Source organism: Streptomyces sp. NPDC048584, assembly GCF_043199595.1.
Taxonomy (GTDB): Bacteria; Actinomycetota; Actinomycetes; order Streptomycetales; family Streptomycetaceae; genus Streptomyces; species Streptomyces edwardsiae.
This window is the reverse complement of sequence record NZ_JBICWF010000001.1, coordinates 1-26,807: the sequence shown is the minus strand read 5'-3', so window position 1 is coordinate 26,807 and position 26,807 is coordinate 1. Positions and strand designations below refer to the sequence as shown.

The following is a 26,807-nucleotide window of genomic DNA, read 5'->3' as shown; positions in this document are numbered from 1 at the left end:
ATGAAGGTCGGCGCGGTGATCATCACCATGGGCAACCGCCCCGAGGAACTGCGCGCCCTGCTGGACTCGGTCGCCAAGCAGGACGGCGACCCGGTCCAGGTGGTCGTCGTCGGCAACGGCTCGCCCGTCCCCGAGGTCCCCGAGGGCGTGCGCACCGTCGAACTGCCGGAGAACCTCGGAATCCCCGGCGGCCGTAACGTCGGCATCGAGGCCTTCGGCCCCGGCGGCACCGACGTCGACGTCCTGCTCTTCCTCGACGACGACGGACTGCTCGCCGGCCACGACACCGCCGAGCTGTGCCGGCAGGCCTTCACGGCGGACCCGGCGCTCGGCATCATCAGCTTCCGTATCGCCGACCCGGAGACCGGGGTCACCCAGCGCCGCCACGTCCCGCGGCTGCGCGCCTCCGACCCGATGCGCTCCTCCCGCGTCACCACGTTCCTCGGCGGCGCCAACGCCGTACGCACCAAGGTCATCGCCGAGGTCGGCGGGCTGCCCGACGAGTTCTTCTACGCCCACGAGGAGACCGATCTGGCCTGGAGGGCCCTCGACGCCGGCTGGATGATCGACTACCGGTCCGACATGGTGCTGTTGCACCCGACCACGGCCCCCTCACGGCACGCGGTCTACCACCGCATGGTCGCCCGTAACCGGGTCTGGCTGGCCCGCCGCAATCTCCCCGTGCTCCTCGTCCCCGTCTATCTGGGCGTCTGGCTGCTCCTCACCCTGCTGCGCCGGCCCTCGCGCCCCGCGCTGAAGGCGTGGTTCGGCGGATTCCGGGAGGGCTGGGCCACCCCCTGCGGTCCCCGCCGGCCCATGAAGTGGCGTACGGTGTGGCGGCTGACCCGACTGGGCCGGCCTCCCGTCATCTGACAAGCTCGTGTCCGGAACATCGGGGCCCTACCCAGGCTCCCCGGCGCATGCCGGGCCCGCCCCCGGGCCCGGCATCTCGAGGACGAAAGTTTTCCACCAGTGAGTGAGACCACGCACGACGGCACGGTCGCGGTCGGCGCGCCCGTGTCGCCCGACGAGGGCCTGACGGCGGAGCGACTCGCCGCCAAGTACGGCCTCACGGTCAGCGGCGCCCGGCCCACCCTCCGGGAGTACGTCCGTCAGCTCTGGGACCGGCGGCACTTCATCCTCGCCTTCTCCCGGGCGAAGCTGACCGCGCAGTACAGCCAGGCCAAGCTGGGCCAGCTGTGGCAGGTGGCGACGCCACTGCTGAACGCGGCCGTCTACTTCTTCATCTTCGGCCTGCTGCTGGGCGCCCGCCGGGGCATCCCGCACGAGATCTATGTGCCGTTCCTGGTGACGGGCGTGTTCGTGTTCACGTTCACCCAGAGCTCCGTGCTCGCCGGGGTGCGGGCGATCTCCGGGAACCTCGGGCTGGTGCGGGCCCTGCACTTCCCCAGAGCGTCGCTGCCCGTCTCCTTCGCGCTCCAGCAGCTCCAGCAGCTGCTGTACTCGATGCTCGTGCTCGTCATCGTGCTGTGCGCGTTCGGCAGCTTCCCGGATCTCTCCTGGCTGCTGGTGATCCCGGCGCTGCTGCTGCAGTTCGTGTTCAACACCGGGCTCGCGCTGATCTTCGCGCGGATGGGCAGCAAGACGCCCGACCTGGCCCAGCTGATGCCGTTCGTGCTGCGCACCTGGATGTACGCGTCCGGCGTGATGTTCAGCATCCCGGCGATGCTGGAGGGCAAGGACGTGCCCGGCTGGCTCGCCGACGTCCTGCAGTGGAACCCGGCCGCGGTCTACATGGACCTGATCCGCTTCGCGATGATCGACGGCTACGGCTCCTCGTACCTGCCCCCGCACGTGTGGGCGTTCGCGCTGGGCTGGGCCCTGCTGGCCGGCGTGATCGGGTTCGTCTACTTCTGGAAGGCAGAGGAGAGGTACGGCCGTGGCTGACACCACCGACGCGAAGATCCCCACGGTCATCGCGGACGATCTGCACATCGTCTACCGCGTCAATGGCGCGAAGACCGGCAAGGGCAGTGCCACGGCGGCGCTCAGCCGCATCGTCAAGCGGGGCGAGGAGCGGGGCGTGCGCAAGGTGCACGCCGTACGCGGGGTCTCCTTCGTCGCCTACCGGGGCGAGGCCATCGGCCTGATCGGCTCCAACGGCTCGGGCAAGTCGACCCTGCTGCGGGCCATCGCCGGGCTGCTGCCCGCCGAACGGGGCAAGGTCTACACCGACGGCCAGCCCTCCCTGCTCGGCGTCAACGCCGCCCTGATGAACGACCTCACCGGCGAACGGAACGTCATTCTGGGCGGCCTCGCCATGGGGATGTCCCGCGAGCAGATCAAGGAGCGCTACCAGGAGATCGTCGACTTCTCCGGCATCAACGAGAAGGGCGACTTCATCACCCTGCCGATGCGCACCTACTCCTCGGGCATGGCGGCCCGGCTGCGGTTCTCCATCGCGGCCGCCAAGGACCACGACGTCCTGATGATCGACGAGGCGCTGGCCACCGGCGACCGCTCCTTCCAGAAGCGCTCCGAGGCCCGGATCCGGGAACTGCGCAAGCAGGCCGGCACGGTGTTCCTGGTCAGCCACAACAACAAGTCGATCCGCGACACCTGCGACCGGGTCCTCTGGCTGGAGCGCGGCGAGCTCCGCATGGACGGCCCCACCGACGAGGTCCTCCGGGAGTACGAGAAGTTCACCGGCAAGTAGCCCGGTGAGTCCAGGGCCCCGCCGGAACCCTCCGGCGGGGCCCGGCGTCTGCAAAGGAAGCGTCAACTCCGGCCGCCCTGTGGAATCTTGACGCCGAACGGTGTGTTGTCGTGGTGCGCGGAGACCCCCGCCGGAGCCCGCCGCGTTGTACAACGTAAGCTGGAGCGGTCCCGAAAGGCGGCAATCAGGGCCATAATGCCCGACACCATCCAACGATGCTGCCCGGCGAAAGCCTGGGCGGCGTGTCCGAAATAGTGTGCATTGGGTCAGCAGTGTAGAACGGGAGATGTGACGGCAATGGCTACGGAAACTCCCCAGGTGAACGCAGCGTGTGCCGTCCCCGCCCATGGCAGTCCGCGATGACGCCCGTGGCCACGGCGCGCGCCGCCGACACCGAGCGCGCCACCCTCGACAAGGCCGCCGCCGAGAACTTCCCGGTGGCTCCCTTCTTCCTGCCCCGCTCCTGGCGGGCCGACCTCATGGCGGTGTACGGCTTCGCCCGTCTGGTCGATGACATCGGCGACGGTGATCTGGCCCCCGGCGGCGCGGACGCCCGCCTCCTCGGAGTCGCCGACGACGAGGCCGGCGACCGGCCGGTGCTGCTGGACGCCTTCGAGGCGGACCTTCACCGGGTGTTCGACCCGGCGGGACCCGACCCGCGCCACCCGCTGCTGCGCCGGCTCCTGCCGACCGTCCGCCGCCACGGCCTGAGCCCCGAGCCCTTTCTCGGCCTGATCGCCGCCAACCGCCAGGACCAGCTCGTCAAGCGGTACGAGACCTACGACGACCTGCTCGCCTACTGCGCACTGTCCGCCAACCCGGTCGGCCGGCTGGTCCTCGCCGTCACCGGCACCTCGACCCCCGAGCGGGTGCGGCGCTCCGACGACATCTGCACCGCACTCCAGATCGTCGAACACCTTCAGGACGTCGCCGAGGACCTCGGCCGCGACCGCGTCTACCTGCCCGCCACGGACATGAAACGTTTCCACGTGCAGGAGACGGACCTCGCCGCGCCCAGCGCCGGCGCGTCGGTGCGCGCCCTGGTCGCGTTCCAGGCGGAACGCGCCCGTGAGCTGCTGAATGCGGGCGCCCCCCTCGTGGGTAGCGTTCACGGCAGGCTCAGGCTGCTGCTGGCCGGGTTCGTGGCGGGAGGCAGGGCGGCCCTCCACGCGATCGCCGCCGCCGACTACGACGTACTTCCCGGCCCGCCCAAGCCCGGCAAGGTCCAGCTGCTGCGCGCGGCGAGCGTGACTCTGCGAGAAGAGGGGTGATCCGGACCGTGGAGTCGCAACCACCCACGTCCGCACCGGTACTCGCCGCCTACAGCTACTGCGAGGCCGTCACCGGACAGCAGGCACGCAACTTCGCCTACGGCATCCGGCTGCTGCCCACGCCCAAGCGGCGCGCCATGTCGGCGCTGTACGCGTTCTCCCGGCGCGTCGACGACATCGGCGACGGCCCGCTGGCGAACGACGTCAAGGTCACCCGGCTGGAGGACACCAGGGCGCTGCTCACCCGGATCCGTGACGGCGCGGTCGACGAGGACGACACCGACCCGGTCGCGGTCGCCCTCGCCCACGCCGCCGGACACTTCCCGATCCCGCTCGGCGGCCTGGACGAACTCATCGACGGCGTCCAGATGGACGTACGCGGCGAGACCTACGAGACCTGGGACGACCTCAAGGTCTACTGCCGCTGTGTCGCGGGCGCCATCGGCCGGCTCTCGCTCGGCGTGTTCGGCGCCGAACCGGGCGCGCGCGGCGCCGAGCGCGCGTCCGAGTACGCGGACACGCTCGGCCTCGCCCTCCAGCTCACCAACATCCTGAGGGACGTCCGTGAGGACGCCGAGGGCGGGCGCACCTATCTGCCCGCGGACGACCTCGCCAAGTTCGGCTGCTCGGCCGGGTTCGCCGGGCCGACGCCACCGCAGGGGTCCGACTTCGCGGGCCTGGTGCACTTCGAGGTGCGCAGGGCCCGCGCCCTTTTCGCCGAGGGCTACCGGCTGCTCCCGCTGCTCGACCGGCGCAGCGGCGCCTGTGTCGCCGCCATGGCCGGCATCTACCGCCGCCTCCTGGACCGTATCGAGCGCGACCCCGAGGCGGTGCTGCGCGGCCGGGTCTCCCTCCCCGGGCGCGAGAAGGCGTATGTCGCGGTGCGCGGCCTGTCCGGCCTGGACACCCGTCATGTCACCCGGCGGACCGTCAGGAGGCGTGCCTGATGGGCATCCCGTACCCCGGCGGCAAACGGCGGGCAACCCTCCGCCACGGCGCCGCGTCCCCCACTGAGACGGCCGGTTCCGCACCGTCGGGGGAGGGCGCATGAGCCACGGCACACGCTCCGGTGAGCCGCGCACGGACGACCCCGTCCCGGCGGGACGGCACGCCGTGGTCGTCGGCGGCGGGCTGGCCGGTGTCACCGCCGCGCTCGCGCTGGCCGACGCCGGAGTCCGCGTCACCCTGCTCGAGGGCCGGCCGCGTCTGGGCGGGCTCGCCTTCTCCTTCCAGCGGGGCGAGCTGACCGTCGACAACGGCCAGCACGTGTATCTGCGCTGCTGCACCGCCTACCGCTGGTTCCTCGACCGGATCGGCGGGGCGGCACTGGCGCCGCTGCAGGACCGTCTCGACGTGCCCGTCGTCGACGCCGGCCGCCCCGAGGGGCGGCGGCTCGGCAGACTGCGGCGCGACGCGCTGCCCGTGCCCCTGCACCTGGGGCGCGGCCTCGCCACCTATCCGCACCTGTCCCTCGCCGACCGGGCCAGGGTGGGCCGGGCCGCGCTCGCGCTGAAGGGGCTCGACCTCACCGATCCGGCCCTGGACGCCCAGGACTTCGGCAGCTGGCTGACCGCGCACGGCCAGTCGGCGCGTGCCGTTGAGGCCCTGTGGGACCTGGTCGGGGTCGCCACCCTCAACGCGGTCGCGGGCGACTCGTCCCTGGCGCTCGCCGCGATGGTCTTCAAGACCGGTCTGCTGTCCGACCCCGCGGCGGCCGACATCGGCTGGGCCAGGGTGCCGCTGGGCGAACTGCACGACCGGCTCGCCCGCGAGGCGCTCGACGCCGCAGGCGTGCGCACCGAGGTCCGTACCCGGGTCACCTCCGTCCGTGCGGACGGGAACGGGGGATGGAGCGTCGAGGTTCCCGGCGAGACGATCGCGGCCGACGCGGTCGTCCTCGCCGTACCGCAGCGCGAGGCGTACGACCTGCTGCCCGAGGGCGCGCTCGACGACCCCGGGCTGCTGCTCGCCATCGGCACCGCGCCCATCCTCAACATGCACGTCGTCTACGACCGCAAGGTGCTCGACGCTCCCTTCTTCGCCGCCCTCGGCACCCCCGTGCAGTGGGTCTTCGACCGCACCGACGCCTCCGGGCTGAAGCGCGGTCAGTATCTGGCGCTGTCCCAGTCGGTCGCCCACGACGACATCGACGAGCCGGTCGCCGTCCTGCGCGACCGGTATCTGCCCGAACTGGAGCGGCTGCTGCCGCACACCCGCGAGGCCCGGGTCGAGGACTTCTTCGTCACCCGGGAGCGCACCGCCACGTTCGCTCCCGCCCCCGGCGTCGGACGCCTCAGGCCCGGCGCCCGCACCAAGGCACCCGGCCTGTACCTGGCCGGAGCGTGGACCGCCACAGGGTGGCCCGCGACCATGGAGAGCGCGGTCCGCAGCGGCGTCGGCGCGGCGGACGCCGCGCTGAACGCCCTGGGCCGCCCTCGCCCCCGCCGGCTCTTCGCACTGGAGGAGGCGGCCTGATGCTGCACGAGACCGGCGCGGCGGGATCCCGCACTCCCGGTACCGCGACAAGAGGAGAGACTGTGCCCACTGTGCCCCCGGCCTCGCAGGCCGCTCGAAGGACCGCGGTGGACGTGTCCGCGCTCCTGGAGCGCGGCCGGACCCTGGCCACGCCGGTACTGCGGGCGGCCGTCGACCGCCTGGCACCTCCCATGGACACCGTCGCCGCGTACCACTTCGGCTGGATCGACGCCCACGGCCGGCCTGCGGACGGCGACGGAGGCAAGGCCGTACGTCCCGCCCTCGCCGTGCTGTCCGCCGAGGTCACCGGGGCCGCCCCCGAGACCGGAGTACCCGGCGCGGTCGCCGTCGAACTGGTCCACAACTTCTCCCTTCTGCACGACGACCTGATGGACGGCGACGAACAGCGCCGGCACCGCGACACCGTCTGGAAGGTGCACGGCCCCGCCCAGGCCATCCTGGTGGGCGACGCCCTGTTCGCCCTGGCCAACGAGGTGCTGCTGGAACTCGGCACCGTGGAGGCGGGCCGCGCCACCCGCCGGCTGACCACCGCAAGCCGCTCCCTCATCGACGGCCAGGCCCAGGACATCTCCTACGAGCACCGCGACCGCGTCAGCGTCGAGGAGTGCCTGGAGATGGAGGGCAACAAGACCGGCGCCCTCCTCGCCTGCGCCAGCTCCATCGGAGCGGTGCTCGGCGGCGCGGACGACCGCACCGCCGACAGCCTGGAGCGGTACGGCTACCACCTCGGCCTCGCCTTCCAGGCCGTCGACGACCTCCTCGGCATCTGGGGCGACCCGGAGGCCACCGGCAAGCAGACCTGGAGCGACCTGCGCCAGCGCAAGAAGTCCCTCCCCGTCGTGGCCGCGCTCGCGGCGGGCGGCCCCGCCTCCGAGCGGCTCGGCGAGATCCTCGCCGCGGACGCCAAGAGCAGCGACTTCGCGAACTTCTCCGAGGAGGAGTTCGCGGCCCGTGCCGCCCTGATCGAGGAGGCAGGCGGCCGCGACTGGACCGCCGGGGAGGCACGCCGCCAGCACACCATCGCCATCGAGGCCCTCGACGCCGTGGACATGCCCGACCGGGTGCGGGAGCAGTTCACGGCGCTCGCGGACTTCGTCGTCGTACGAAAGAGATGATCACTATCGGTCGAATAGCCCTCGCTTAGTCGCCGGCCGGTGCGGCGAGGAGAAAGGCACCGGCCGACGGCGGACCCACAGCAGACACCACTCGCAGGACTGCACGAAGGGGAAGCCATGACAGCGACGACCGACGGAAGCACCGGGGCGGCCCTGCCGTTCCGCGTGACCGCGGCCAGCGACACCGACACCGAAATCCCCGAGGCGACCGGGGCACCGTCCGACGTCGCCGCCCGCGCCATGCGGCGCGCCACCGACTTCCTGCTGTCCAAGCAGGACGACCAGGGCTGGTGGAAGGGCGACCTCGAGACCAACGTCACGATGGACGCCGAGGACCTGCTGCTGCGCCAGTTCCTCGGCATCCCCGACGAGGACACCACCCGTGCCGCCGCCCTGTTCATCCGCGGCGAGCAGCGCGAGGACGGCACCTGGGCCACCTTCTTCGGCGGACCCGGCGACCTCTCCGCCACCATCGAGGCGTACGTCGCCCTGCGACTGGCCGGCGACCCGCCCGACGCCCCGCACATGGCGAGGGCCTCCGCCTGGGTCAGGGAGCGGGGCGGAGTCGCCGCCGCCCGCGTCTTCACCCGGATCTGGCTCGCCCTGTTCGGCTGGTGGAAGTGGGAGGACCTGCCCGAACTCCCGCCCGAGCTCATCTGGTTCCCGTCCTGGCTGCCGCTCAACATCTACGACTTCGGCTGCTGGGCCCGGCAGACCATCGTGCCGCTGACGATCGTCTCCGCCAAACGGCCGGTGCGCCCCGCCCCGTTCCCGCTGGACGAACTGCACACCGACCCCGAACACCCGAACCCCGCCCGGCCGTTCGCCCCGGTGAACACCTGGGACGGCGCCTTCCAGCGCCTCGACAAGGCCCTGCACACCCTGCGCAGGGCGGTACCGCGCCGGCTGCGCGGGGCGGCCATGAACACCGCCGCCCGCTGGATCGTCGAACGCCAGGAGAACGACGGCTGCTGGGGCGGCATCCAGCCCCCCGCCGTCTACTCGGTCATCGCGCTCCATCTGCTCGGCTACGACCTCAACCACCCGGTGATGCGCGCCGGCCTGGAATCGCTGGACCGGTTCGCCGTATGGCGTGAGGACGGCGCCCGGATGATCGAGGCCTGCCAGTCCCCGGTCTGGGACACCTGCCTCGCCACCATCGCGCTCGCGGACGCCGGCCTGCCCGCCGACCACCCCCAACTGGTCAAGGCCGCCGACTGGATGCTCGGCGAGCAGATCGTACGGCCCGGCGACTGGTCCGTACGCCGCCCCCATCTCCCGCCGGGTGGCTGGGCGTTCGAGTTCCACAACGACAACTACCCCGACATCGACGACACCGCCGAGGTGGTCCTCGCACTGCGCCGGGTCAAGCACCACGACCCCGAGCGGATGGACAACGCGATCGGGCGCGGGGTCCGCTGGAACCTCGGCATGCAGTCGAAGAACGGCGCCTGGGGCGCCTTCGACGTCGACAACACCAGCCCGTTCCCCAACCGGCTGCCGTTCTGCGACTTCGGCGAGGTCATCGACCCCCCGTCGGCCGATGTCACCGCGCACGTCGTGGAGATGCTCGCCTTCGAGGGCCTCACCCACGACCCGCGCACCCGGCGCGGCATCCAGTGGCTGCTCGCCGAACAGGAGCTCGACGGCTCCTGGTTCGGCCGCTGGGGCGTCAACTACCTCTACGGCACCGGCTCCGTGGTCCCCGCGCTGACCGCGGCCGGGTTCCCCACCTCCCACCCGGCGATCCGCCGGGCGGTGTCCTGGCTGGAGAAGGTGCAGAACGACGACGGCGGCTGGGGCGAGGACCTGCGCTCCTACCGCCATGTCCGCGAGTGGAGCGGCCGCGGCGCCTCCACCGCCTCGCAGACCGCCTGGGCGCTGATGGCGCTGCTCGCGGCGGGGGAGAGGGAGTCCAAGGCCGTCGAACACGGGGTCCAGTGGCTCGCGGACACCCAGCGCGAGGACGGCTCCTGGGACGAGCCGTACTTCACCGGCACCGGCTTCCCCTGGGACTTCTCCATCAACTACCACCTCTACCGGCAGGTGTTCCCGCTCACCGCGCTCGGCCGGTACGTGCACGGCGACCCCTTCGCCAAGAGGCCGCCCGTGGCGAAGGCCGCCGCCGGGCAGCCGTCGCTCGCCGAGGCGAAGGGAAGCTGATGAGCCCCCGGCCCGCCCCGGCCCCGCTGCTGATCGCCTGCGCGCTCGGCATCGAGCAGTTCGCCCTGCGCAGGCGCGAGCGGGTCACCACCGGCGGACCCGTCACCGTGCTGCGTACGGGCATGGGGCCGGCGGCGGCCGAGCGGTCCGTCACCCGGATGCTCACCGATCCGGCCCTGCGCGAGGCGGCCGTCCTCGCCACGGGCTTCTGCGCCGGACTCGCCCCCGGCATGCACCCCGGCGACCTGGTCGTCGCCGAGGAGACCCGGGACCCGCGCGGCAGTGTTCCGTGCGTGGGGACCGAACTGCTGAAGAAGGAGCTGGTGCGCGCCGTGCCCGGGCGCACCGTCCACACCGGGCCGCTCACCGGCTCCGACCATGTCGTGCGCGGTCACGAACGCGCCGATCTGCTGGCGACCGGCGCGATCGCGGTCGACATGGAATCCGCCGCCACGCTTCTGAGCGCCGTGCGTGCGGGCGAGCGCCCGGTTGCGGCCGTCCGGGTGGTCGTGGACGCTCCTGAACACGAACTGGTCCGCATCGGCACGGTGCGCGGTGGAATATCGGCTTTCCGTGTCCTTCGTTCCGTACTCCCGGCTTTCTATGAATGGCACCGTTCCTTGCTGCTCCCCAGGAGGTGAGCCAGATGGCCATGCCGCTGCGTCAGTCCATCAAGGTCGCTACATACTTGGCCGAACAGAAGCTCCGCGGGCGGGAGAAGTTCCCGCTGATCGTCGAGCTGGAACCGCTCTTCGCCTGCAACCTCGCGTGCGAGGGCTGCGGGAAGATCCAGCACCCGGCCGGGGTGCTCAAACAGCGGATGCCCGTCGCGCAGGCCGTGGGCGCCGTACTGGAGTCCGGGGCGCCCATGGTGTCCATCGCCGGCGGGGAGCCCCTGATGCACCCCCAGATCGACGAGATCGTGCGCCAGCTGGTGGCCAGGCGCAAGTACGTCTTCCTGTGCACCAACGCGATGCTGCTGCGCAAGAAGATGGACAGGTTCACCCCGTCGCCGTACTTCGCGTTCGCCGTGCACATCGACGGACTGCGCGAGCGGCACGACGAGTCCGTGGCGAAGGAGGGTGTGTTCGACGAGGCCGTGGCGGCCATCAAGGAGGCCAAACGGCGCGGCTTCCGCGTCACCACCAACTCCACGTTCTTCAACACCGACACCCCGCAGACCATCGTCGAGGTGCTGAACTTCCTCAACGACGACCTGCGCGTGGACGAGATGATGATCTCGCCCGCCTACGCCTACGAGAAGGCCCCGGACCAGGAGCACTTCCTCGGTGTGGAGCAGACCCGGGAGCTGTTCAAGAAGGCCTTCGCGGGCGGCAACCGGGGCCGCTGGCGGCTGAACCACTCCCCGCTGTTCCTCGACTTCCTCGAGGGCAAGGTCGACTTCCCCTGCACCGCGTGGGCGATCCCGAACTACTCCCTCTTCGGCTGGCAGCGCCCCTGCTATCTGATGAGCGACGGCTATGTGCCGACGTACCGGGAACTGATCGAGGACACCGACTGGGACCGGTACGGCCGCGGCAAGGACCCGCGCTGCGACAACTGCATGGCGCACTGCGGCTACGAGCCCACCGCCGTCCTCGCCACCATGGGATCGCTGAAGGAGTCGCTGCGCGCCATGCGCGAGACGGTCTCCGGGAACAGGGCGTGAGGCCATGACCGCCGTCTCCCTCGGCATTCCCGAGGTGCCCCTGCCGCCGCTCGCCGAGCGGCGGCGGTCCCGGCGCATCGACGTCGGCCCGGTGCCGGTCGGCGGCGGCGCCCCGGTGTCCGTGCAGTCGATGACGACGACGCGTACGTCCGACATCGGCGCCACCCTCCAGCAGATCGCCGAGCTCACCGCGTCCGGGTGCCAGATCGTCCGGGTCGCCTGCCCCACGCAGGACGACGCGGACGCGCTGGCGGTCATCGCCCGCAAGTCGCAGATCCCGGTGATCGCCGACATCCACTTCCAGCCCAAGTACGTCTTCGCCGCGATCGAGGCCGGCTGCGCCGCGGTCCGGGTGAACCCGGGCAACATCAAGCAGTTCGACGACCGGGTGAAGGAGATTGCCCGGGCAGCCAGGGACCACGGCACGCCGATCCGGATCGGGGTGAACGCCGGCTCGCTGGACCGGCGCCTGCTCCAGAAGTACGGCAGGGCCACCCCGGAGGCGCTCGTCGAGTCGGCCCTGTGGGAGGCGTCCCTCTTCGAGGAGCACGGCTTCCGCGACATCAAGATCTCGGTGAAGCACAACGACCCGGTCGTCATGATCAACGCCTACCGCCAGCTCGCCGAGCGGTGCGACTACCCGCTGCACCTCGGCGTGACCGAGGCCGGGCCGGCGTTCCAGGGCACCATCAAGTCGGCCGTCGCGTTCGGCGCGCTGCTCAGTGAGGGCATCGGCGACACCATCCGGGTGTCGCTGTCCGCGCCGCCGGTCGAGGAGGTCAAGGTCGGCATCCAGATCCTGGAGTCGCTGAACCTCAGGCAGCGCCGGCTGGAGATCGTGTCCTGCCCGTCCTGCGGCCGCGCCCAGGTCGATGTGTACAAGCTCGCCGACGAGGTCACCGCGGGCCTGGACGGCATGGAGGTGCCGCTCAGGGTGGCCGTCATGGGCTGTGTCGTCAACGGGCCCGGTGAGGCGCGCGAGGCCGACCTCGGTGTCGCCTCCGGCAACGGCAAGGGCCAGATCTTCGTCAAGGGCGAGGTCATCAAGACCGTCCCCGAGTCGAAGATCGTCGAGACGTTGATCGAAGAGGCGATGAAGATCGCCGAGCAGATGGAGAAGGACGGCGCCGCGCCGGGGGAGCCGGCCGTCACCGTGAGCTGAACAGCACGGCATTTCGAAGGGGGCCAGAGCGTGACGATCCTGGAGAACATCCGGCAACCACGCGACCTGAAGGCGCTGTCCGAGGCGGAACTCGGCCAACTGTCCCACGAGATCCGGGAGTTCCTGGTGCAGGCGGTCGCCAGGACCGGCGGCCATCTCGGACCCAACCTGGGCGTGGTGGAACTCACCGTCGCCCTGCACCGGGTCTTCGAGTCGCCCGTCGACCGCGTCCTGTGGGACACCGGTCACCAGAGCTACGTCCACAAACTCCTGACCGGACGTCAGGACTTCTCCAAGCTGCGCGGCAAGGGCGGACTCTCCGGCTACCCCTCGCGCGAGGAGTCCGAGCACGACGTCATCGAGAACAGCCACGCCTCCACCGCCCTGGGATGGGCCGACGGACTCGCCAAGGCCCGCCAGGTGCGCGGCGAGCGGGGCCATGTCGTCGCGGTGATCGGCGACGGCGCGCTCACCGGCGGCATGGCCTGGGAGGCACTGAACAACATCGCCGCCGCCAAGGACCGGCCGTTGATCGTCGTCGTCAACGACAACGAACGCTCCTACGCCCCCACCATCGGCGGCCTCGCCAACCACCTCGCCACCCTGCGTACGACCGACGGCTACGAACGGGTGCTGGCCTGGGGCAAGGACGTGCTCCAGCGCACCCCGGTGATCGGCCGCACCGTCTACGAGGCGCTGCACGGCGCGAAGAAGGGCTTCAAGGACGCCTTCGCCCCCCAGGGCCTCTTCGAGGACCTGGGCCTGAAGTACGTTGGCCCCATCGACGGGCACGACATCAAGGCCGTGGAGTCCGCGCTGCGCCGCGCCAAACGCTTCCACGGCCCCGTCCTGGTCCACTGCCTCACCGAGAAGGGCCGCGGCTACGAACCCGCCCTCGCCCACGAGGAGGACCACTTCCACACCGTCGGGGTGATGGACCCACTCACCTGCGCGCCGCTGGCACCGTCCGGCGGCCCGTCCTGGACCTCGGTGTTCGGCGAGGAGATCGTCCGGATCGGCGAGGAGCGCGAGGACGTGGTGGCGATAACCGCCGCCATGCTGCACCCGGTCGGCCTCGGCGGCTTCGCCGAACGGTTCCCGGACCGGGTGTGGGACGTCGGCATCGCCGAGCAGCACGCGGCCGTGTCCGCGGCGGGCCTCGCGACCGGCGGCCTGCACCCGGTCGTCGCCGTCTACGCCACCTTCCTCAACCGCGCCTTCGACCAGTTGCTGATGGACGTGGCGCTGCACCGCTGCGGGGTGACCTTCGTCCTGGACCGGGCGGGTGTCACCGGCGCCGACGGGCCCTCGCACAACGGCATGTGGGACATGTCCGTCCTCCAGGTCGTCCCCGGACTGCGTATCGCCGCGCCCCGCGACGCCGACCAGCTCCGTGCCCAGCTGCGCGAGGCGGTCGCCGTCGACGACGCGCCCACCCTGCTCAGATTCCCCAAGGAGTCCGTGGGCCCGGCGATCCCCGCCCTCGACCGGGCCGGCGGCATGGACGTACTCCACCGGACCGCCGGGCCCGAGGTGCTCCTGGTGGCCGTCGGTGTGATGGCGCCGGTCTGTCTCCAGGCCGCCGCACTGCTCGAAGCACGCGGCATCCGCTGCACGGTGGTCGACCCCCGCTGGGTCAAACCCGTCGACCCCGCGCTTCTGGAACTGGCCGCCGGACACCGGATGGTGGCCGTTGTCGAGGACAACAGCCGTGCGGCAGGCGTCGGTTCGGCGGTGGCGCTGGCACTGGGCGACGCCGAAGTGGACGTACCCGTACGGCGGTTCGGCATCCCGGAGCAGTTCCTCCCGCACGCCAAACGCGGCGAGCTGCTCGCGGACATCGGCCTCACCCCCGTCGAGATCGCCGGACGGATCAGCGCGAGCCTCGCCGTCGGGGACCATCTCGCGAAACAGTCCCAGGACCCACAGGAGCACCAGGCATGACCACCGCGGAGTCGGCGCCGGCGCCGTCCGGAACCGGAGACTTCGACCTCGGCGCACTGCTGGCCGAACGCGGAGCCGAGCGCTACGAGCTGCACAGCCGGTATCTCAACCACCAGCTCCCGCGCATGCTGCACACCATCGGTTTCGACAAGGTCTACGAGCGTGCCGAGGGCGCCCACTTCTGGGACGCCGACGGCAACGACCACCTGGACATGCTCGCCGGGTTCGGGGTGATGGGCCTGGGCCGCCACCACCCCGTCGTCCGCAAGGCGCTGCACGACGTCCTGGACGCCTCCCTCGCCGACCTCACCCGCTTCGACTGCCAGCCCCTGCCCGGCCTGCTGGCCGAGCGGCTGCTCGCCCACAGCCCTCATCTGGACCGGGTGTTCTTCGGCAACAGTGGTACCGAGGCGGTCGAAGGCGCCCTGAAGTTCGCCCGGTTCGCGACCGGCCGACCGCGCGTCCTGTACTGCGAGCACGCCTTCCACGGGCTGACCACCGGTTCCCTCTCCGTCAACGGCGAGTCCGGCTTCCGGGACGGCTTCGCCCCGCTGCTGCCCGACACGGCCGTCCCCCTCGGCGACCTCGACGCGCTGGAGCGGGAGCTGCGCAAGCAGGACGTGGCCGCCCTGATCGTGGAGCCCATCCAGGGCAAGGGCGTGCACGAGTCCCCGCCCGGCTATCTGCGGGCCGCTCAGGAACTGCTGCACCGGCACAAGGCGCTGCTGATCGCCGACGAGGTGCAGACCGGCCTCGGCCGCACCGGCGACTTCTACGCCTACCAGCACGAGCAGGGCGTCGAACCCGATCTGGTGTGCGTCGCCAAGGCGCTCTCCGGCGGCTACGTACCGGTGGGAGCCACCCTCGGCAAGGACTGGATCTTCAAGAAGGTGTACTCCTCGATGGACCGGGTGCTGGTCCACTCGGCCAGCTTCGGGGCCAACGCCCAGGCCATGGCGGCGGGCCTCGCGGTGCTGTCGGTCATGGAGAACGAGGGGACCGTCGCCCACGCCCGGCGCACCGGCGATCTGCTGCGCACCCGGCTGGCCGCGCTGACCGACAGGTACGAGCTGCTCGCCGACGTCCGCGGCCGGGGCCTGATGATCGGCATCGAGTTCGGCCGGCCCCGCTCGCTGCGGCTGCGCCCCCGCTGGGCCATGCTCCAGGCCGCCCGCAAGGGACTCTTCGCGCAGATGGTGGTCGTACCGCTGCTCCAGCGGCACCGCATCCTCACCCAGGTGTCCGGTGATCACATGGAGGTGATCAAGCTGATTCCGCCGCTGGTCATCGACGAGGAGGACGTAGAGCGGTTCGTGGACGCCTTCACCGCGGTGATGGACGACGCGCACGACGGCGGACTGGTGTGGGAGTTCGGCAGGACACTGATGAAGCAGGCGGTCGCCCATCGCTGAACCCGCGCGATTTGCCACAGAGGCAAGAAATTTGCCCGCGAGGCAAATCCGGGGCTGAATGGAGGCATGAGCTCCTCCGACACAGGGCCGCCGGCCGAACCGGCCGACGCGCTCCCCGTGGTCGCGCCACAGCTGCGCGCCCTGCGGCGACGCGCCTCCCTCACCCTGGAGGCCGCCGCCCGGGAAGCCGGTCTGTCGCCGGCCCACCTCTCCCGGCTGGAGACCGGGCAGCGCCAGCCCTCGCTGCCGATGCTGCTCTCCCTCGCCCGCGTCTACGGTACGACGGTCTCCGACCTGCTCGGTGAGACGGCCGCCGACCGGGACCCCGTGGTACGCGCCGGTGACATGGAGTCCACGGAGGCCGGCGGCTGGACGTACTGGCAGGCGGGTGCCGCCGGACGCGGTATGCAGGCCCTGCGGGTCCGCGTGCCGCACGGCTCCCAGGGCGACATCGTGCGCGTCCACCCCGGCGAGGAATGGCTCTACGTCCTCAGGGGGCGGCTGCGGCTGCGCCTCGGAGACACCCTGCACCGCCTCGGGCCGGGGGACAGCGCGCACTTCGACTCGCTGACCCCGCACCGTATCGCCGCATCCGACCCCGACGGGGTCGAACTGCTGTTCGTCCACACCCTGCTGCAGAGTCCCACGGCCGCCCTGTGCCTGGGCCCGATCCACGGAGACACGACATGACCGGCCGTGACATGGAAGAGAAGTTCCCCCGGGCCCTGTGGGTGCGGCTGTTCGTCTACGTGGTCGTGGGGCACCTCTTCGCGGCCTTCATCTACTTCCTCTTCGAGGTGGCTCCGAAGAAGTGACCGGCCGCCCCGGCCCTCGTACCGGTCCCGGCCTCGGGCCGCGTATCAGTCGAGCAGGCGTTCGCGCAGCCGCTCCCGGGCCTCGGGGGTGAGTCCGAGCCCCTTCTCCAGATACGGCTCGACCCCGCCCCAGGTCTCCTCCACGGTCTCGAAGGCCGCCGACAGGTACTCCGCGCGCGCGTCGAACAGCGGACTGAGCAGCTCCATCACCTCGGGGGAGTAGGCCGAGGCCGAGCTGCCGCTGCGCCGCACCTTGTAGCGCCGGTGCTTCTCGTTGGACTTCAGATAGTCGGCGAGGATCGCGTCGCGCTCCACACCCACCGCCAGCAGCGTCACCGCCACCGACAGCCCCGCGCGGTCCTTGCCGGCCGCGCAGTGCATCAGCGCGGGCACGCTGTCCTCGGCGAGCGAGCGCAGCACACGGGAGTGCTCGGCGGTGCGCTCCTTGACGATCAGACGGTAGGAGCTGATCATCCGGTCCGCGCCCTTGCCGTCGTCGAGGATCGAGCGCAGCTGCTCCAGATCGCCGTCGCGGACCATCTTCCAGAACTCGGCGCCGTCGGCCGGGTCGCTCAGCGGCAGGTTCACATTGCGCACGCCCGGCAGCGCGACGTCCGGCCCTTCCAGCTTCTGGTCGGCCGCGTTGCGGAAGTCGAACACCGTGTGCAGTCCGAGCGAGGAGAGGAAGGCGGCGTCCTCGGCGGTCGCGTGGGCGAGATGCCCGCTGCGGAACAGCACCCCGTGGCGCACCCGCCGACCGTCGACGGTCGGCAGCCCGCCCACGTCGCGGAAGTTGCGTACTCCGGCCAGCTCGGGTTCGGTCGACGGCACCTGCTGCGTCACGAAGGACTCCTCCCACTCGCGGCGCCGTCGGCGGGCTCGCCGACGGGCACGCCTCGACGATACGACATGCCTGCCTGGGCCAATGAGTTGTCCACAGGCATTGCCCGGCCGCCCCCATATCCTCGATGATGTTGGTGTCTGATCGCATCTGTTCGGGTCTGTTGGAGGTTCGGGTGACGCAGGTCTCCCAAAACGGTCGTACATGGCTCCTGTCGGGGCCGGCCAGTGCTTACGCGCTGCATCTCACCGACCGTGACGAGCTGGTGCATCTGCACTGGGGTCCGAGGATCACGCTCGCCGACGCGGAGGCCCTCGCCGCCCGTCCGATGCCGGAGCACTGCTCCTTCGAGTCCCCGCTGGACGGGCGCGAGGAGTACCCGGTCGAGGGCGGCCCGCGCTTCACCCGGCCCGCCCTGTCCGTACGTACCGCCGAGGGACGGCGCGGCACCGAGTGGACCTTCGACGGCCACGAGAGCGACGACGGCGAACTGCGTCTGCGTTTTCGCGACGGCGACCTGGCCGTCACCCTGCACTACCGGATGCGCGACGACGTGATCGAACGCTGGGTGTCCCTGCGCAACCGGGGACCCGCCGTCGAACTCCTGCGCGCCGACTCCGCGACCTGGACCCTGCCCGAGCGCGAGCACTGGCGGCTGTCCCAGCTGCACGGCCGCTGGGCCGCCGAGTCCCGGCTGACCCGCGCCCCGCTCACCTACGGCGAGAAGGTCGTCGGCAGCCGCCGCGGCCACACCGGGCACCACCATCTGCCCTGGGTCGCGCTCGACACCGACGCCACCGAGGAGCGCGGCGAGGTCTACGGTTGCGCGCTGGGCTGGTCCGGGTCCTGGCGGATCGGCGTCGCCCAACTTCCCGACGCGCGCGTGCAGATCACCGGCGGCGCCGGACACGACGACTCCGGCCTGCTGATGCTGGGCACGGACGAGACGTACGTCACGCCGGTCTTCGCCGGACTGTGGAGCGACGGCGGCTTCGGCGGCGCCAGCCGTGCCTGGCACGCCTATCAGCGGACGTATGTGATCCCGGCCGCGGACCGGGACCGGCCGGTGCTGTTCAACTCGTGGGAGGCCACCCAGTTCGACATCGCGGAGGAGCAGCAGCGGGCCCTGGCCGAGCGGGCCGCCGCGATGGGCGTCGAGCTGTTCGTCGTCGACGACGGCTGGTTCGGGGCCCGTACGAGCGACCGGGCCGGGCTCGGCGACTGGACGCCCAACCCGGACCGCTTCCCGGGCGGACTGAAACCCCTTGCCGACCATGTGCACGGACTCGGGATGCAGTTCGGCATCTGGGTCGAGCCGGAGATGGTCAACCCCGACAGCGATCTCTACCGGGCGCACCCCGACTGGGTGCAGTTCCAGCAGGGCCGCCGGCGTACGGAGCTGCGCAACCAGCTGGTCCTCAACCTCGCGCGGGACGACGTCCGGGAGTACCTCTGGGAACAGCTCGACGGGCTGCTCTCCAGCGCTCCCGTGGACTATGTGAAATGGGACTTCAACCGGTCCTTCACCGACGCCGGCTGGCCGGACGACCCGTATCCGCAGCGGCTGTGGACGGACCATGTGCGCGGGCTGTACGCGCTCCTCGACCGGCTGCGGGCGGCCCATCCGGGCGTGGCCTTCGAGTCCTGCTCGGGCGGTGGCGGCCGGATCGACCTGGGCGTCCTCTCCCGTACCGACCAGGTATGGACCTCGGACAACACCGATCCGCTCGACCGGCTCGCCATCCAGCACGGCTTCAGCCAGGTCCACCCGGCCCGGGTGATGGCGGCCTGGGTCACCGACAGCCCGAACGTGATGCTCAACGGACGGGTCAGCTCGCTGCGGTTCCGGTTCGTCAGCGCCATGGCCGGGGTGCTCGGTGTCGGCGGCGACCTCACCCGGTGGACCGGGGAGGAGCTCGCCGAGGCGCGGGAGTGGGTCGGGCTCTACAAGGAGATCCGGCCGCTCGTCCAGCGTGGCGACCAGTACCGGCTGCGGCCCCCGGAGGGCGGGCTGAGCGCGGTGCAGTACGTCCTCGGCGACGAGACCGTCGTCCTCGCGTGTCTCCGGGCGCAGCACTACGGCGAACCCGCCCCGGCGCTCCGGCTGCGCGGCCTTGACCCGGAGGCGACGTACGAATGCCTCGAAACGGGTGAAACGCACCGAGGCGCCGTACTGCTGCACCACGGACTGCTCACCGGGCTGCGGGGGGATCTGGACGCCGCGGTGCTTCGCCTCCGCCGCCGGTGATCGACCGATTGGGGCGTTCTGTCCGGTTGGGTGGCTTTGATATAACGCGCCCCGAAAGGAGGGGGGATGGGGCGAGGGTGCGTGAGCATCGTCATATCCGTGACGATGTGTTGTCGCCATGCTCACGTAATTCCGTGGAGCGACAAGGGAATTCGTGAGGTAAAAGGAATCCCGGCTGACGCTGGGTGAGATCTTTTCCGTTGTTGGATCACGGAAAAACCCGTCCCCGGTGAACCCGCGCTTGTCCCTTCGCGTCCGGGTCGCTTACGTTCGCCACCGATCCGGACGGACGCCTAATCCTGCCGCCGCCCGGAGCCCCGCACACACATACCCGTGCACGGCAGGAACGGGGGACCCACAGGCAGGACCGCCTGTTCCGGTTCCCGGAACGGCTAGGGGTTAAGCCGCGCGGCAATGCGGCCGGGCATCTCCAGCCCGAACCCGACAGCTCACCTCGTAGGCGCCGGAGAGGAATTCGACATGCCCGCGAAGGGTAAGCACCGCCGTACCACGGCACAGCGTTTCACCCGTTCCATCGCCGTCGCCGTCGCCGGCACCGGTGGCGCCGCACTGGCCCTGCCGCTTCTCGGCGCGACCGGCGCGCACGCCGCCACCGAGGCGGCCGCCCCCGGAAAGGCCGTCCAGTCCCTTTCCGTGGTGAGCCGGCAGGCCACCGCCGAAAAGGGCGACGAGGCCCGCACGTACACCGTGAAGGCCGGCGACTACCTCGCGAAGATCGCCGCGACCGAGCACATCGACGGTGGCTGGAAGCAGCTTTACGCGGACAACCGCGAGGCCGTCGGCGCCGACCCGGCGCTCATCCACCCCGGTCTGAGGCTCTCCATCGACGGCGAGACCGCCAAGAGCACGCCGAAGCGGTCCTCTTCACCGGAGCAGTCCTCTCCGGCGCCGGCGAAGCCCGCCGCGCCGAAGGCCGCGAAGCCCGCCGCCAAGGCGGCCGAGCAGCCCGCCGAGCAGTCCTCCCCGGACACCACCGCGCAGAACGCGAACACCTCCGCCTACAGCTCCCCGGTGCCCGGCGCCGGCGGCCTCGGCACCGCCTACAAGGTGGCCGGCAGCATGTGGTCCAGCGGCTACCACACCGGTGTCGACTTCAGCGTCCCGACCGGCACCTCCCTGAAGGCCGTCGGCGCGGGCACCGTCGTCTCCGCCGGCTGGGGCGGCGCGTACGGCAACCAGGTCGTCGTCAAGCTGAACGACGGCTACTACGCCCAGTACGCCCACCTGTCCTCGCTGTCCGTCTCGGCCGGCCAGTCCGTCACCGCCGGCCAGCAGGTCGGCCTCTCCGGTGCGACCGGCAACGTGACCGGCCCGCACCTGCACTTCGAGATCCGCACCACCCCGAACTACGGCTCGGACGTGGACCCGGTCTCCTACCTCCGCTCCAAGGGCGTCTCCATCGGCTGACCCCCGCGGCACCCCTTCCTGACACGCGCGCCGAAGGCCGGACCCCGATCCACGGGGCCGGCCTTCGGCGTATTCCGGAATTGGCCAACATTTTGAGAGTGTCTTATCTCACCGCGCGTCAACCCTTCCTTACGGTCGCGTAGGTCACAATGGAAGGTGAATCATGAGCTCCCGTGGCAGACGATTCGAAGAGTGACAGCAGAGCAGTGATCGGGTCGTACGTGGCGGTGGGGGACAGCTTCACCGAGGGCGTCGGCGACCCCGGCCCCGACGGGGCGTTCGTCGGCTGGGCCGACCGGTTCGCCGTCCTTCTCGCGGACCTCCGGCCCGAAGGCGACTTCCAGTACACGAATCTCGCGGTGCGCGGAAAGCTACTGGACCAGATCATGGCGGACCAGCTGACGAGGGCGGTCGAACTCGCCCCCGATCTGGTCTCGTTCTGCGCGGGCGGCAACGACATCCTCCGTCCCGGCAGCGACCCGGACGAGGTGGCCGAGCGGTTCGAGCAGGCGATCGCCGCGCTCACGGCCGTATCGGGCACGGTGATGGTGACGACCGGGTTCGACACCCGTGGCGTACCCCTGCTGAAGCATCTGCGCGGCAAGATCGCGACGTACAACGGGCATGTGCGGGCCGTCGCCGACCGCTACGGCTGCCCGGTGCTCGACCTGTGGTCCCTCAGGAGCGTCCAGGACCGCAGGGCGTGGGACGCCGACCGGCTGCACCTGTCACCGGAGGGGCACACCCGCGTCGCACTGCGCGCGGGACAGGCCCTCGGCCTCAGGACCCCCGCGGACCCGGAGCAGCCCTGGCCGTCCCTGCCGCCCCGCGGCGTCCTGGAGATCCGGCGGGACGACGTCCACTGGGCCCGCGAGTACCTGGTGCCGTGGATCGGCCGCCGGCTGCGCGGGGAGTCCTCCGGCGACCATGTGATCGCCAAGGGGGCGCTGTCGCCGCACGCCATCAAGGAGCGGATCGCCTCGGTGGCGTGAGCACCCGCGCGGTAGCGTGGTGATCATGGAGAACTGGGGCCTGCGGCAGGCGGCCGCCACGGACGTGGAGGCGGTGGCCGAGCTGCGCGCCCTGGTCCTGCGGGCCGATCCGGAACGGCTCGGCCGCTACGACGCGCGGCGGGTACGGCAGCGGCTGCGCGACGGCTTCGACCCGGCCCACACGTGGGTGATCGAGACGGGCGGCGCCTTCGCCGGCTGTGTGGCGCTGCGTCCCGCCGGGGACTGCCACTGGCTGGAGCACTTCTATATGGCCCCGGACCGCCAGGGCGGCGGCATCGGGTCGGCCGTGCTGCGCCGACTGCTGGAGCGGTGCGACCGCGCCGCCACCGTCGTACGGCTGAACGTTGTGCGCGGCAGCCCCGCCCGCCGCCTCTACGAGCGGCACGGATTCACCGTACGGACGGAGGACCCGGTCGACGTGTTCATGACCCGCGAACCGTCCCGGCCGTACCCGGCACCGCGTTGTCGGTCCGGCCGCACATAATGGAATGTCTGACCGACTCCACCTGGAGGTACCGTGGCCGGTTCCCGTTCCCAGAGCTCCGGGCTGCGTGCCCTGCGGCCCGAAGCCTTCGGCGCGGACCCGAGCGGTGAGCGCATGGCCCGCATCCGCAGATCCCCGCACTTCAGGGACGGCGTGTTCCAGAACCCCGGCGGTACCGCCCGGATCCGCCCCTCGGGCTCGACGCGGGACCTCGCGAAGATCTACTTCGACAAGGACTCCCGCTCCCGGCGCGCACCCAAGGGCACCATCCCGGTGCACCCCACCACCCTCGCCGACATCTCCCGCCCGCCGGCGAGCGGGCTGCGGCTGACCTGGATGGGCCACTCCAGCGTGCTCGCGGAGATCGACGGACACCGGGTGCTCTTCGACCCCGTATGGGGTGAGCGCTGCTCGCCGTTCCCCTTCGCGGGCCCCAAGAGGCTGCACCCCGCCCCGCTGCCGCTGGCCGCCCTCGGCCCGGTCGACGTCGTGGTGATCTCCCACGACCACTACGACCACCTCGACCTGCCCACGATCAAGGCGCTGGCCGGCACGGACACGCTGTTCGCCGTGCCCCTCGGCGTCGGCGCGCACCTGGAGCGCTGGGGCGTGTCCCCCGGCAGGCTGCGCGAGCTGGACTGGCACGAGGCGACCAAGGTCGGCGGCCTCACCCTCACCGCCACCCCGGCCCGCCACTTCTGCGGCCGGGGCCTGCGCAACACCCAGCACACCCTGTGGGCCTCCTGGGCCGTCGCGGGCGAGAACCACCGGATCTACCACAGCGGCGACACCGGCTACTTCGACGGCTTCAAGGACATCGGCGCCGACCACGGCCCGTTCGACGCCACGATGATCCAGGTCGGCGCGTACTCGGACTTCTGGCCCGACATCCACATGACCCCCGAGGAAGGCGTCCGCGCCCACCTCGACCTCCAGTCCGGCGAGGCGACCGGCGTCCTCCTCCCCATCCACTGGGGCACCTTCAACCTGGCCCCGCACGCGTGGGCGGAGCCGGGGGAGTGGATGACGGACGCGGCGGCGGCCGTCGGCCAGACGGCGGCGTTCCCCCGCCCCGGCGAACCCTTCGAACCCACGGGTGAAGTCCCGACCACCCCCTGGTGGCGCCCCCTGACCTCCCCGGTCACACACCACTGGACCCCCACCGCGAAGCGGGGTGACGCCACCCCGGCCCCCGAGGAGACCCTCGACCTGGCCGGCGACCGCTGACGCGGGAGCCACGGAGACCGCCGTACCGAGGGGAACCGGACAGTCTCTTCGAGGGCCGGAAACCGGGGTGCGGCGGGCTTCCCCGTCGTGTGACGATCATGCCGGTGTGCCGGGGCCTCCGGCACACCGGTCGTGTGACCACACCCTTGGGGGAGCTATGCGTCTGTTGTCCGCCGGACGTCTGATCCGACTCAGATCCGGTGCCGCCGTGGCGGTGGCGGCCGGTCTGGTGACGGCCGGTCTCGCCGCGCCCGCGTTCGCCGCCGACGACCCGCCGCAGACCGATCAGCTGTGGATCAATTCGCCGTACGAGCAGACGCTGCCGACCGCCACCGACGGTGGTCAGCCGCAGTCCCGCACCCTCGGCATCGGCCTCTACCACGACAACGAGAACTTCACGGTGACCGACGGCCGGCTCGTCGTCGACGTCTCCGACCTGGCCGGGGTCGCCGAGGTGACCTGGCCGGACAACTGCACCCCGGGCGGAACCGGCGCGGTGTGCGACATCCCCGTGGTGCCCGCCATCGGGGGCGACTACGAGGACCAGGTCTTCCTGACCGTCCGCGCGGCCGACGGCGCCGAAGCCGGAGCAACGGGCAGGATCACCTACGAGGCGACGGCCACCGGTGGCCCCGAGGGGACGCTCACCGCGCCGCAGGAGAGCTTCGACACCACGCTCACCGTCGGCGCGGGACCCGATCTCGCCATCGACCCCGTCAGCGGCATCGAGAAGGGCCGGCCCGGCGACGAGCGGACCATCCCGTTCAAGGTCACCAACAACGGCAACGAGAGCGCGAACGGATTCACCGTCGAGCTGTACGCCTCGTACGGCCTGACGGATCTGACCCGGTACGACGCCTGCGTCTACACATCCACGGCGGGCGACGACTACGCACCGTCGAACAAGGCGATCTGCAGGTTCGACCAGGTGCTGGCGCCGGGCGACTCCTTCGAACTGCCCGAGCCGCTGACGGTGCGCCTCGCCCCGCACGCGCTGAACGAGCGACTCGACATCGACGTCGAACCGGGCGGCGGCGCCCAGGACATCGACTCCGACAACGACTACGTGGCCCTCCAGATCGGCGCGGACAACACCGCTGACTTCTCCGTGACCGGTGACGCCGTCTCCGCTGCGGCGGGGGAGACGGCCACGGCCGAGATCACGTTCGAGAACAACGGACCGGCCTGGCTCGGGAACCTCGGCTCCGGCGACCCGGTCGCCATGGTCCGGCTGGTCGTGCCCGGCGGCACCACGGTCACCGAGGTGCCGTCCGGCTGCTATCCGCGCACCCTCGAAGGCGGCTACTACCCCAAGCGGACGGGCGCCCCGCGCTACGACTGCGCCCTGCGGTACTGGGTACTGGAGGACACCCGGCGCACGTTCGCGTTCTCCGTGCGCGTCGACACCGTGGTGCCCGGCGCGACCGGTGCGGTGAGCATTCACCCGGCGTACGGTGAGTTCGAGGAGTACCCCCGCGGCTTCGACCCGGATCTCGCGAACAACTCGGCGGTCCTGGCCGTCAACTGACGACCTCGGGAACCGGGTCCGGAAGCAGCCGCTCCGACAGCGCGTCGGTGATGCCGGGGTGACGGGCCACGCCCCGGCAGGCTCGGCAGCGGCGGCGAGTCGCCGGAGTCGGCCGTCTCCGTCAGGCGCCCGACGTGGCGCCCCCCCCGCACCTGCGGCCACCGGGCGCGGACATACACTGATCCACTCCGCCCCGACTGGAGGTCACCTGAGTGTCGGTCCCGTGGGCGCGTGCCGGTGGTCTGCTGGGGCTGGTGTTCGCGCTGTCCGGGTGTTCTTCCTGGGTCTGTTCCGAGACGACCGCGGAGCGGGGGGAGGCCGGGGTCAGGGTGGAGGTCGAGGACGAGACGGGGCGGCTTGTCGGGACCACCGCCGAGGTCGTCGGGTGGCGGCTCGAGCCGCATCCGCAGGTGCCCGCCGAAGGCGACCAGGTGCACTTCCGGTTCCGCTTCCACGGCGGTGACGAGGGATCCGGTCCGGCGGTGGACGCCTGTGCGGTCGATGACGAGCGGGTGGCGCTGGGGTGCCGGACGGTCCACGCGTCCCAGGCGTTCGGGCCGGGCGGCGATCCCACCGGGGACGACTATCTCGTCGTTGAGCATCCGGAGCGGGTTGCCGCCGTGCTGATGATCCCCAATGACCAGTCCGTCTTCGACAGACGGACCTGCGAGGACGACCCCAAGGACGGTGGCGGGGCGCATCCCCCGGAGCCGGCGGGCGTGGGGGACCAGCTGTAGCCGTACGGGCGTGCTGGATAATGCGGGTATGCGGATCTCGGCCAGGGCGGACTATGCGGTGCGTGCCGCGCTGCAGCTCGCTGCCGCGCCGGAGGCCTGTCCGCTCACCGCGGAGACGATCGCCGACGCGCAGGGGATCCCGCACAAGTTCCTGGAGGGCATCCTCAACGACATGCGCCGCGAGGGCCTGGTGACGAGCCGGCGCGGCGCCAACGGCGGTTACCGGCTGGCCGCGCCCGCGGACGACATCAGCATCGCCGACGTCATCCGGGCCGTCGACGGCCCGCTCGTCTCGGTGCAGGACGTGCGGCCGCCCGACCTCTCGTACACCGGACCGGCCACCGCCCTGCTGCCGCTGTGGATCGCCCTGCGGGCCAATGTGCGGCAGATCCTGGAGGGCGTGTCCCTCGCGGACGTCGTCTCGGGCCGGCTGCCCGAGGACGTCGTGCGGCTGGCCGACGCGCCGGCCGCCTGGACCAACCCCTAGGGCCTGTCTGACAATTCCCGTCTGCCGCGCGACGCCATGCACGCTCCCCCGCTGCCTCAAGGGCGCGGGAGGTGCCCCCACTCGCCGCAC

Annotated in this window: 25 protein-coding genes and 1 riboswitch; of the genes, 24 read left to right on the top strand and 1 reads right to left on the bottom strand. The window is 71.3% G+C overall.

Annotated features, from left to right (window positions below; all coding sequences use genetic code 11):
* From ACGFR9_RS00125 to ACGFR9_RS00050, 16 genes are all read left to right on the top strand, one after another.
* Window positions 1-873, top strand: coding sequence for a glycosyltransferase family 2 protein (locus tag ACGFR9_RS00125; RefSeq protein WP_393202721.1), 873 nt, complete (start codon window positions 1-3; stop codon window positions 871-873).
* Between the two features lie 99 nt (window positions 874-972).
* Entirely contained in the window at window positions 973-1,908 is a 936-nt protein-coding gene (locus ACGFR9_RS00120) for an ABC transporter permease (protein ID WP_393201183.1), read from the top strand.
* Window positions 1,901-2,677, top strand: coding sequence for an ABC transporter ATP-binding protein (locus ACGFR9_RS00115; RefSeq protein ID WP_393201180.1), 777 nt, complete (start codon window positions 1,901-1,903; stop codon window positions 2,675-2,677). The genes ACGFR9_RS00120 and ACGFR9_RS00115 overlap by 8 nt, the downstream gene beginning before the upstream one ends.
* Before the next feature lie 359 nt (window positions 2,678-3,036).
* A complete protein-coding gene (gene hpnC, locus ACGFR9_RS00110) occupies window positions 3,037-3,948 on the top strand; it encodes a squalene synthase HpnC (RefSeq protein ID WP_393201177.1) in 912 nt (303 codons plus the stop codon).
* Window positions 3,945-4,895: a presqualene diphosphate synthase HpnD gene (hpnD, locus tag ACGFR9_RS00105; protein WP_393201174.1), complete on the top strand. Its 951-nt coding sequence runs from the start codon at window positions 3,945-3,947 to the stop codon at window positions 4,893-4,895. The genes hpnC and hpnD overlap by 4 nt, the downstream gene beginning before the upstream one ends.
* Window positions 4,895-4,999: a DUF6380 family protein gene (locus tag ACGFR9_RS00100; RefSeq protein ID WP_393201171.1), complete on the top strand. Its 105-nt coding sequence runs from the start codon at window positions 4,895-4,897 to the stop codon at window positions 4,997-4,999. The genes hpnD and ACGFR9_RS00100 overlap by 1 nt, the downstream gene beginning before the upstream one ends.
* Window positions 4,996-6,423 (top strand): hydroxysqualene dehydroxylase HpnE, encoded by a 1,428-nt coding sequence (hpnE, locus tag ACGFR9_RS00095; protein ID WP_393201168.1) that lies wholly within the window; start codon window positions 4,996-4,998, stop codon window positions 6,421-6,423. The genes ACGFR9_RS00100 and hpnE overlap by 4 nt, the downstream gene beginning before the upstream one ends.
* 71 nt (window positions 6,424-6,494) lie before the next feature.
* Entirely contained in the window at window positions 6,495-7,559 is a 1,065-nt protein-coding gene (locus ACGFR9_RS00090) for a polyprenyl synthetase family protein (RefSeq protein ID WP_030223246.1), read from the top strand.
* 117 nt (window positions 7,560-7,676) lie between these two features.
* Window positions 7,677-9,722, top strand: a complete 2,046-nt coding sequence (shc, locus tag ACGFR9_RS00085) for a squalene--hopene cyclase (RefSeq protein ID WP_393201165.1) — start codon at window positions 7,677-7,679, stop codon at window positions 9,720-9,722.
* Window positions 9,722-10,363, top strand: coding sequence for a hypothetical protein (locus ACGFR9_RS00080; protein WP_030223242.1), 642 nt, complete (start codon window positions 9,722-9,724; stop codon window positions 10,361-10,363). Before shc ends, ACGFR9_RS00080 begins: the two co-directional genes overlap by 1 nt.
* 5 nt (window positions 10,364-10,368) lie before the next feature.
* Entirely contained in the window at window positions 10,369-11,391 is a 1,023-nt protein-coding gene (hpnH, locus tag ACGFR9_RS00075; protein WP_393201162.1) for an adenosyl-hopene transferase HpnH, read from the top strand.
* A 4-nt stretch (window positions 11,392-11,395) separates the two neighbouring features.
* Window positions 11,396-12,553: a flavodoxin-dependent (E)-4-hydroxy-3-methylbut-2-enyl-diphosphate synthase gene (ispG, locus tag ACGFR9_RS00070; protein ID WP_393201159.1), complete on the top strand. Its 1,158-nt coding sequence runs from the start codon at window positions 11,396-11,398 to the stop codon at window positions 12,551-12,553.
* Between the two features lie 30 nt (window positions 12,554-12,583).
* A complete protein-coding gene (dxs, locus tag ACGFR9_RS00065) occupies window positions 12,584-14,497 on the top strand; it encodes a 1-deoxy-D-xylulose-5-phosphate synthase (RefSeq protein WP_393201156.1) in 1,914 nt (637 codons plus the stop codon).
* Complete coding sequence (locus ACGFR9_RS00060; RefSeq protein WP_393201153.1) at window positions 14,494-15,909, top strand: aspartate aminotransferase family protein; 1,416 nt, start codon at window positions 14,494-14,496, stop codon at window positions 15,907-15,909. The genes dxs and ACGFR9_RS00060 overlap by 4 nt, the downstream gene beginning before the upstream one ends.
* A 66-nt stretch (window positions 15,910-15,975) precedes the next feature.
* Window positions 15,976-16,599, top strand: coding sequence for a helix-turn-helix domain-containing protein (locus tag ACGFR9_RS00055; RefSeq protein WP_393201150.1), 624 nt, complete (start codon window positions 15,976-15,978; stop codon window positions 16,597-16,599).
* Window positions 16,596-16,724, top strand: coding sequence for a DUF6126 family protein (locus ACGFR9_RS00050; protein ID WP_393201147.1), 129 nt, complete (start codon window positions 16,596-16,598; stop codon window positions 16,722-16,724). The genes ACGFR9_RS00055 and ACGFR9_RS00050 overlap by 4 nt, the downstream gene beginning before the upstream one ends.
* Window positions 16,725-16,769: 45 nt before the next feature.
* Here ACGFR9_RS00050 and ACGFR9_RS00045 read toward each other — a convergent pair whose 3' ends face one another.
* On the bottom strand, window positions 16,770-17,567 hold the full coding sequence (locus ACGFR9_RS00045) for a tyrosine-protein phosphatase (protein ID WP_030223232.1): 798 nt from the start codon (window positions 17,565-17,567) through the stop codon (window positions 16,770-16,772).
* Window positions 17,568-17,740: 173 nt separating this feature from the next.
* Here ACGFR9_RS00045 and ACGFR9_RS00040 point away from each other — a divergent pair, with 173 nt between their 5' ends.
* From ACGFR9_RS00040 to ACGFR9_RS00005, 8 genes are all read left to right on the top strand, one after another.
* Complete coding sequence (locus ACGFR9_RS00040; RefSeq protein WP_393201144.1) at window positions 17,741-19,813, top strand: alpha-galactosidase; 2,073 nt, start codon at window positions 17,741-17,743, stop codon at window positions 19,811-19,813.
* Window positions 19,814-20,131: 318 nt separating this feature from the next.
* Window positions 20,132-20,289, top strand: a riboswitch (cyclic di-AMP (ydaO/yuaA leader).
* 4 nt (window positions 20,290-20,293) lie between these two features.
* On the top strand, window positions 20,294-21,241 hold the full coding sequence (locus ACGFR9_RS00035) for a peptidoglycan DD-metalloendopeptidase family protein (RefSeq protein ID WP_393201141.1): 948 nt from the start codon (window positions 20,294-20,296) through the stop codon (window positions 21,239-21,241).
* 206 nt (window positions 21,242-21,447) lie between these two features.
* Window positions 21,448-22,233 (top strand): SGNH/GDSL hydrolase family protein, encoded by a 786-nt coding sequence (locus ACGFR9_RS00030; RefSeq protein WP_393202719.1) that lies wholly within the window; start codon window positions 21,448-21,450, stop codon window positions 22,231-22,233.
* Window positions 22,234-22,258: 25 nt separating this feature from the next.
* Window positions 22,259-22,738 carry a GNAT family N-acetyltransferase gene (locus ACGFR9_RS00025; RefSeq protein ID WP_393201138.1) on the top strand — a complete coding sequence of 160 codons (480 nt, stop codon included), beginning with the start codon at window positions 22,259-22,261 and terminating at the stop codon, window positions 22,736-22,738.
* Between the two features lie 33 nt (window positions 22,739-22,771).
* Window positions 22,772-23,965 carry an MBL fold metallo-hydrolase gene (locus ACGFR9_RS00020; RefSeq protein ID WP_393201135.1) on the top strand — a complete coding sequence of 398 codons (1,194 nt, stop codon included), beginning with the start codon at window positions 22,772-22,774 and terminating at the stop codon, window positions 23,963-23,965.
* A 157-nt stretch (window positions 23,966-24,122) separates the two neighbouring features.
* Window positions 24,123-25,493, top strand: coding sequence for a CARDB domain-containing protein (locus ACGFR9_RS00015; RefSeq protein WP_393201132.1), 1,371 nt, complete (start codon window positions 24,123-24,125; stop codon window positions 25,491-25,493).
* A 212-nt stretch (window positions 25,494-25,705) separates the two neighbouring features.
* Window positions 25,706-26,230, top strand: a complete 525-nt coding sequence (locus ACGFR9_RS00010; protein ID WP_393201129.1) for a hypothetical protein — start codon at window positions 25,706-25,708, stop codon at window positions 26,228-26,230.
* Between the two features lie 28 nt (window positions 26,231-26,258).
* Window positions 26,259-26,717 (top strand): RrF2 family transcriptional regulator, encoded by a 459-nt coding sequence (locus ACGFR9_RS00005; protein WP_393201126.1) that lies wholly within the window; start codon window positions 26,259-26,261, stop codon window positions 26,715-26,717.
* Window positions 26,718-26,807: the final 90 nt, after the last annotated feature.

Bases quoted from the DNA above. Each gene is read 5' to 3' on its own strand.
- ACGFR9_RS00125 (WP_393202721.1), top strand. From the start codon at position 1: ATGAAGGTCGGCGCGGTGATCATCACCATGGGCAACCGCCCCGAGGAA.
- hpnC (WP_393201177.1), top strand. From the start codon at position 3,037: ATGACGCCCGTGGCCACGGCGCGCGCCGCCGACACCGAGCGCGCCACC.
- ACGFR9_RS00100 (WP_393201171.1), top strand. From the start codon at position 4,895: ATGGGCATCCCGTACCCCGGCGGCAAACGGCGGGCAACCCTCCGCCAC.
- hpnE (WP_393201168.1), top strand. From the start codon at position 4,996: ATGAGCCACGGCACACGCTCCGGTGAGCCGCGCACGGACGACCCCGTC.
- shc (WP_393201165.1), top strand. From the start codon at position 7,677: ATGACAGCGACGACCGACGGAAGCACCGGGGCGGCCCTGCCGTTCCGC.
- ACGFR9_RS00080 (WP_030223242.1), top strand. From the start codon at position 9,722: ATGAGCCCCCGGCCCGCCCCGGCCCCGCTGCTGATCGCCTGCGCGCTC.
- hpnH (WP_393201162.1), top strand. From the start codon at position 10,369: ATGGCCATGCCGCTGCGTCAGTCCATCAAGGTCGCTACATACTTGGCC.
- ispG (WP_393201159.1), top strand. From the start codon at position 11,396: ATGACCGCCGTCTCCCTCGGCATTCCCGAGGTGCCCCTGCCGCCGCTC.
- ACGFR9_RS00060 (WP_393201153.1), top strand. From the start codon at position 14,494: ATGACCACCGCGGAGTCGGCGCCGGCGCCGTCCGGAACCGGAGACTTC.
- ACGFR9_RS00055 (WP_393201150.1), top strand. From the start codon at position 15,976: ATGAGCTCCTCCGACACAGGGCCGCCGGCCGAACCGGCCGACGCGCTC.
- ACGFR9_RS00050 (WP_393201147.1), top strand. From the start codon at position 16,596: ATGACCGGCCGTGACATGGAAGAGAAGTTCCCCCGGGCCCTGTGGGTG.
- ACGFR9_RS00035 (WP_393201141.1), top strand. From the start codon at position 20,294: ATGCCCGCGAAGGGTAAGCACCGCCGTACCACGGCACAGCGTTTCACC.
- ACGFR9_RS00025 (WP_393201138.1), top strand. From the start codon at position 22,259: ATGGAGAACTGGGGCCTGCGGCAGGCGGCCGCCACGGACGTGGAGGCG.
- ACGFR9_RS00015 (WP_393201132.1), top strand. From the start codon at position 24,123: ATGCGTCTGTTGTCCGCCGGACGTCTGATCCGACTCAGATCCGGTGCC.
- ACGFR9_RS00005 (WP_393201126.1), top strand. From the start codon at position 26,259: ATGCGGATCTCGGCCAGGGCGGACTATGCGGTGCGTGCCGCGCTGCAG.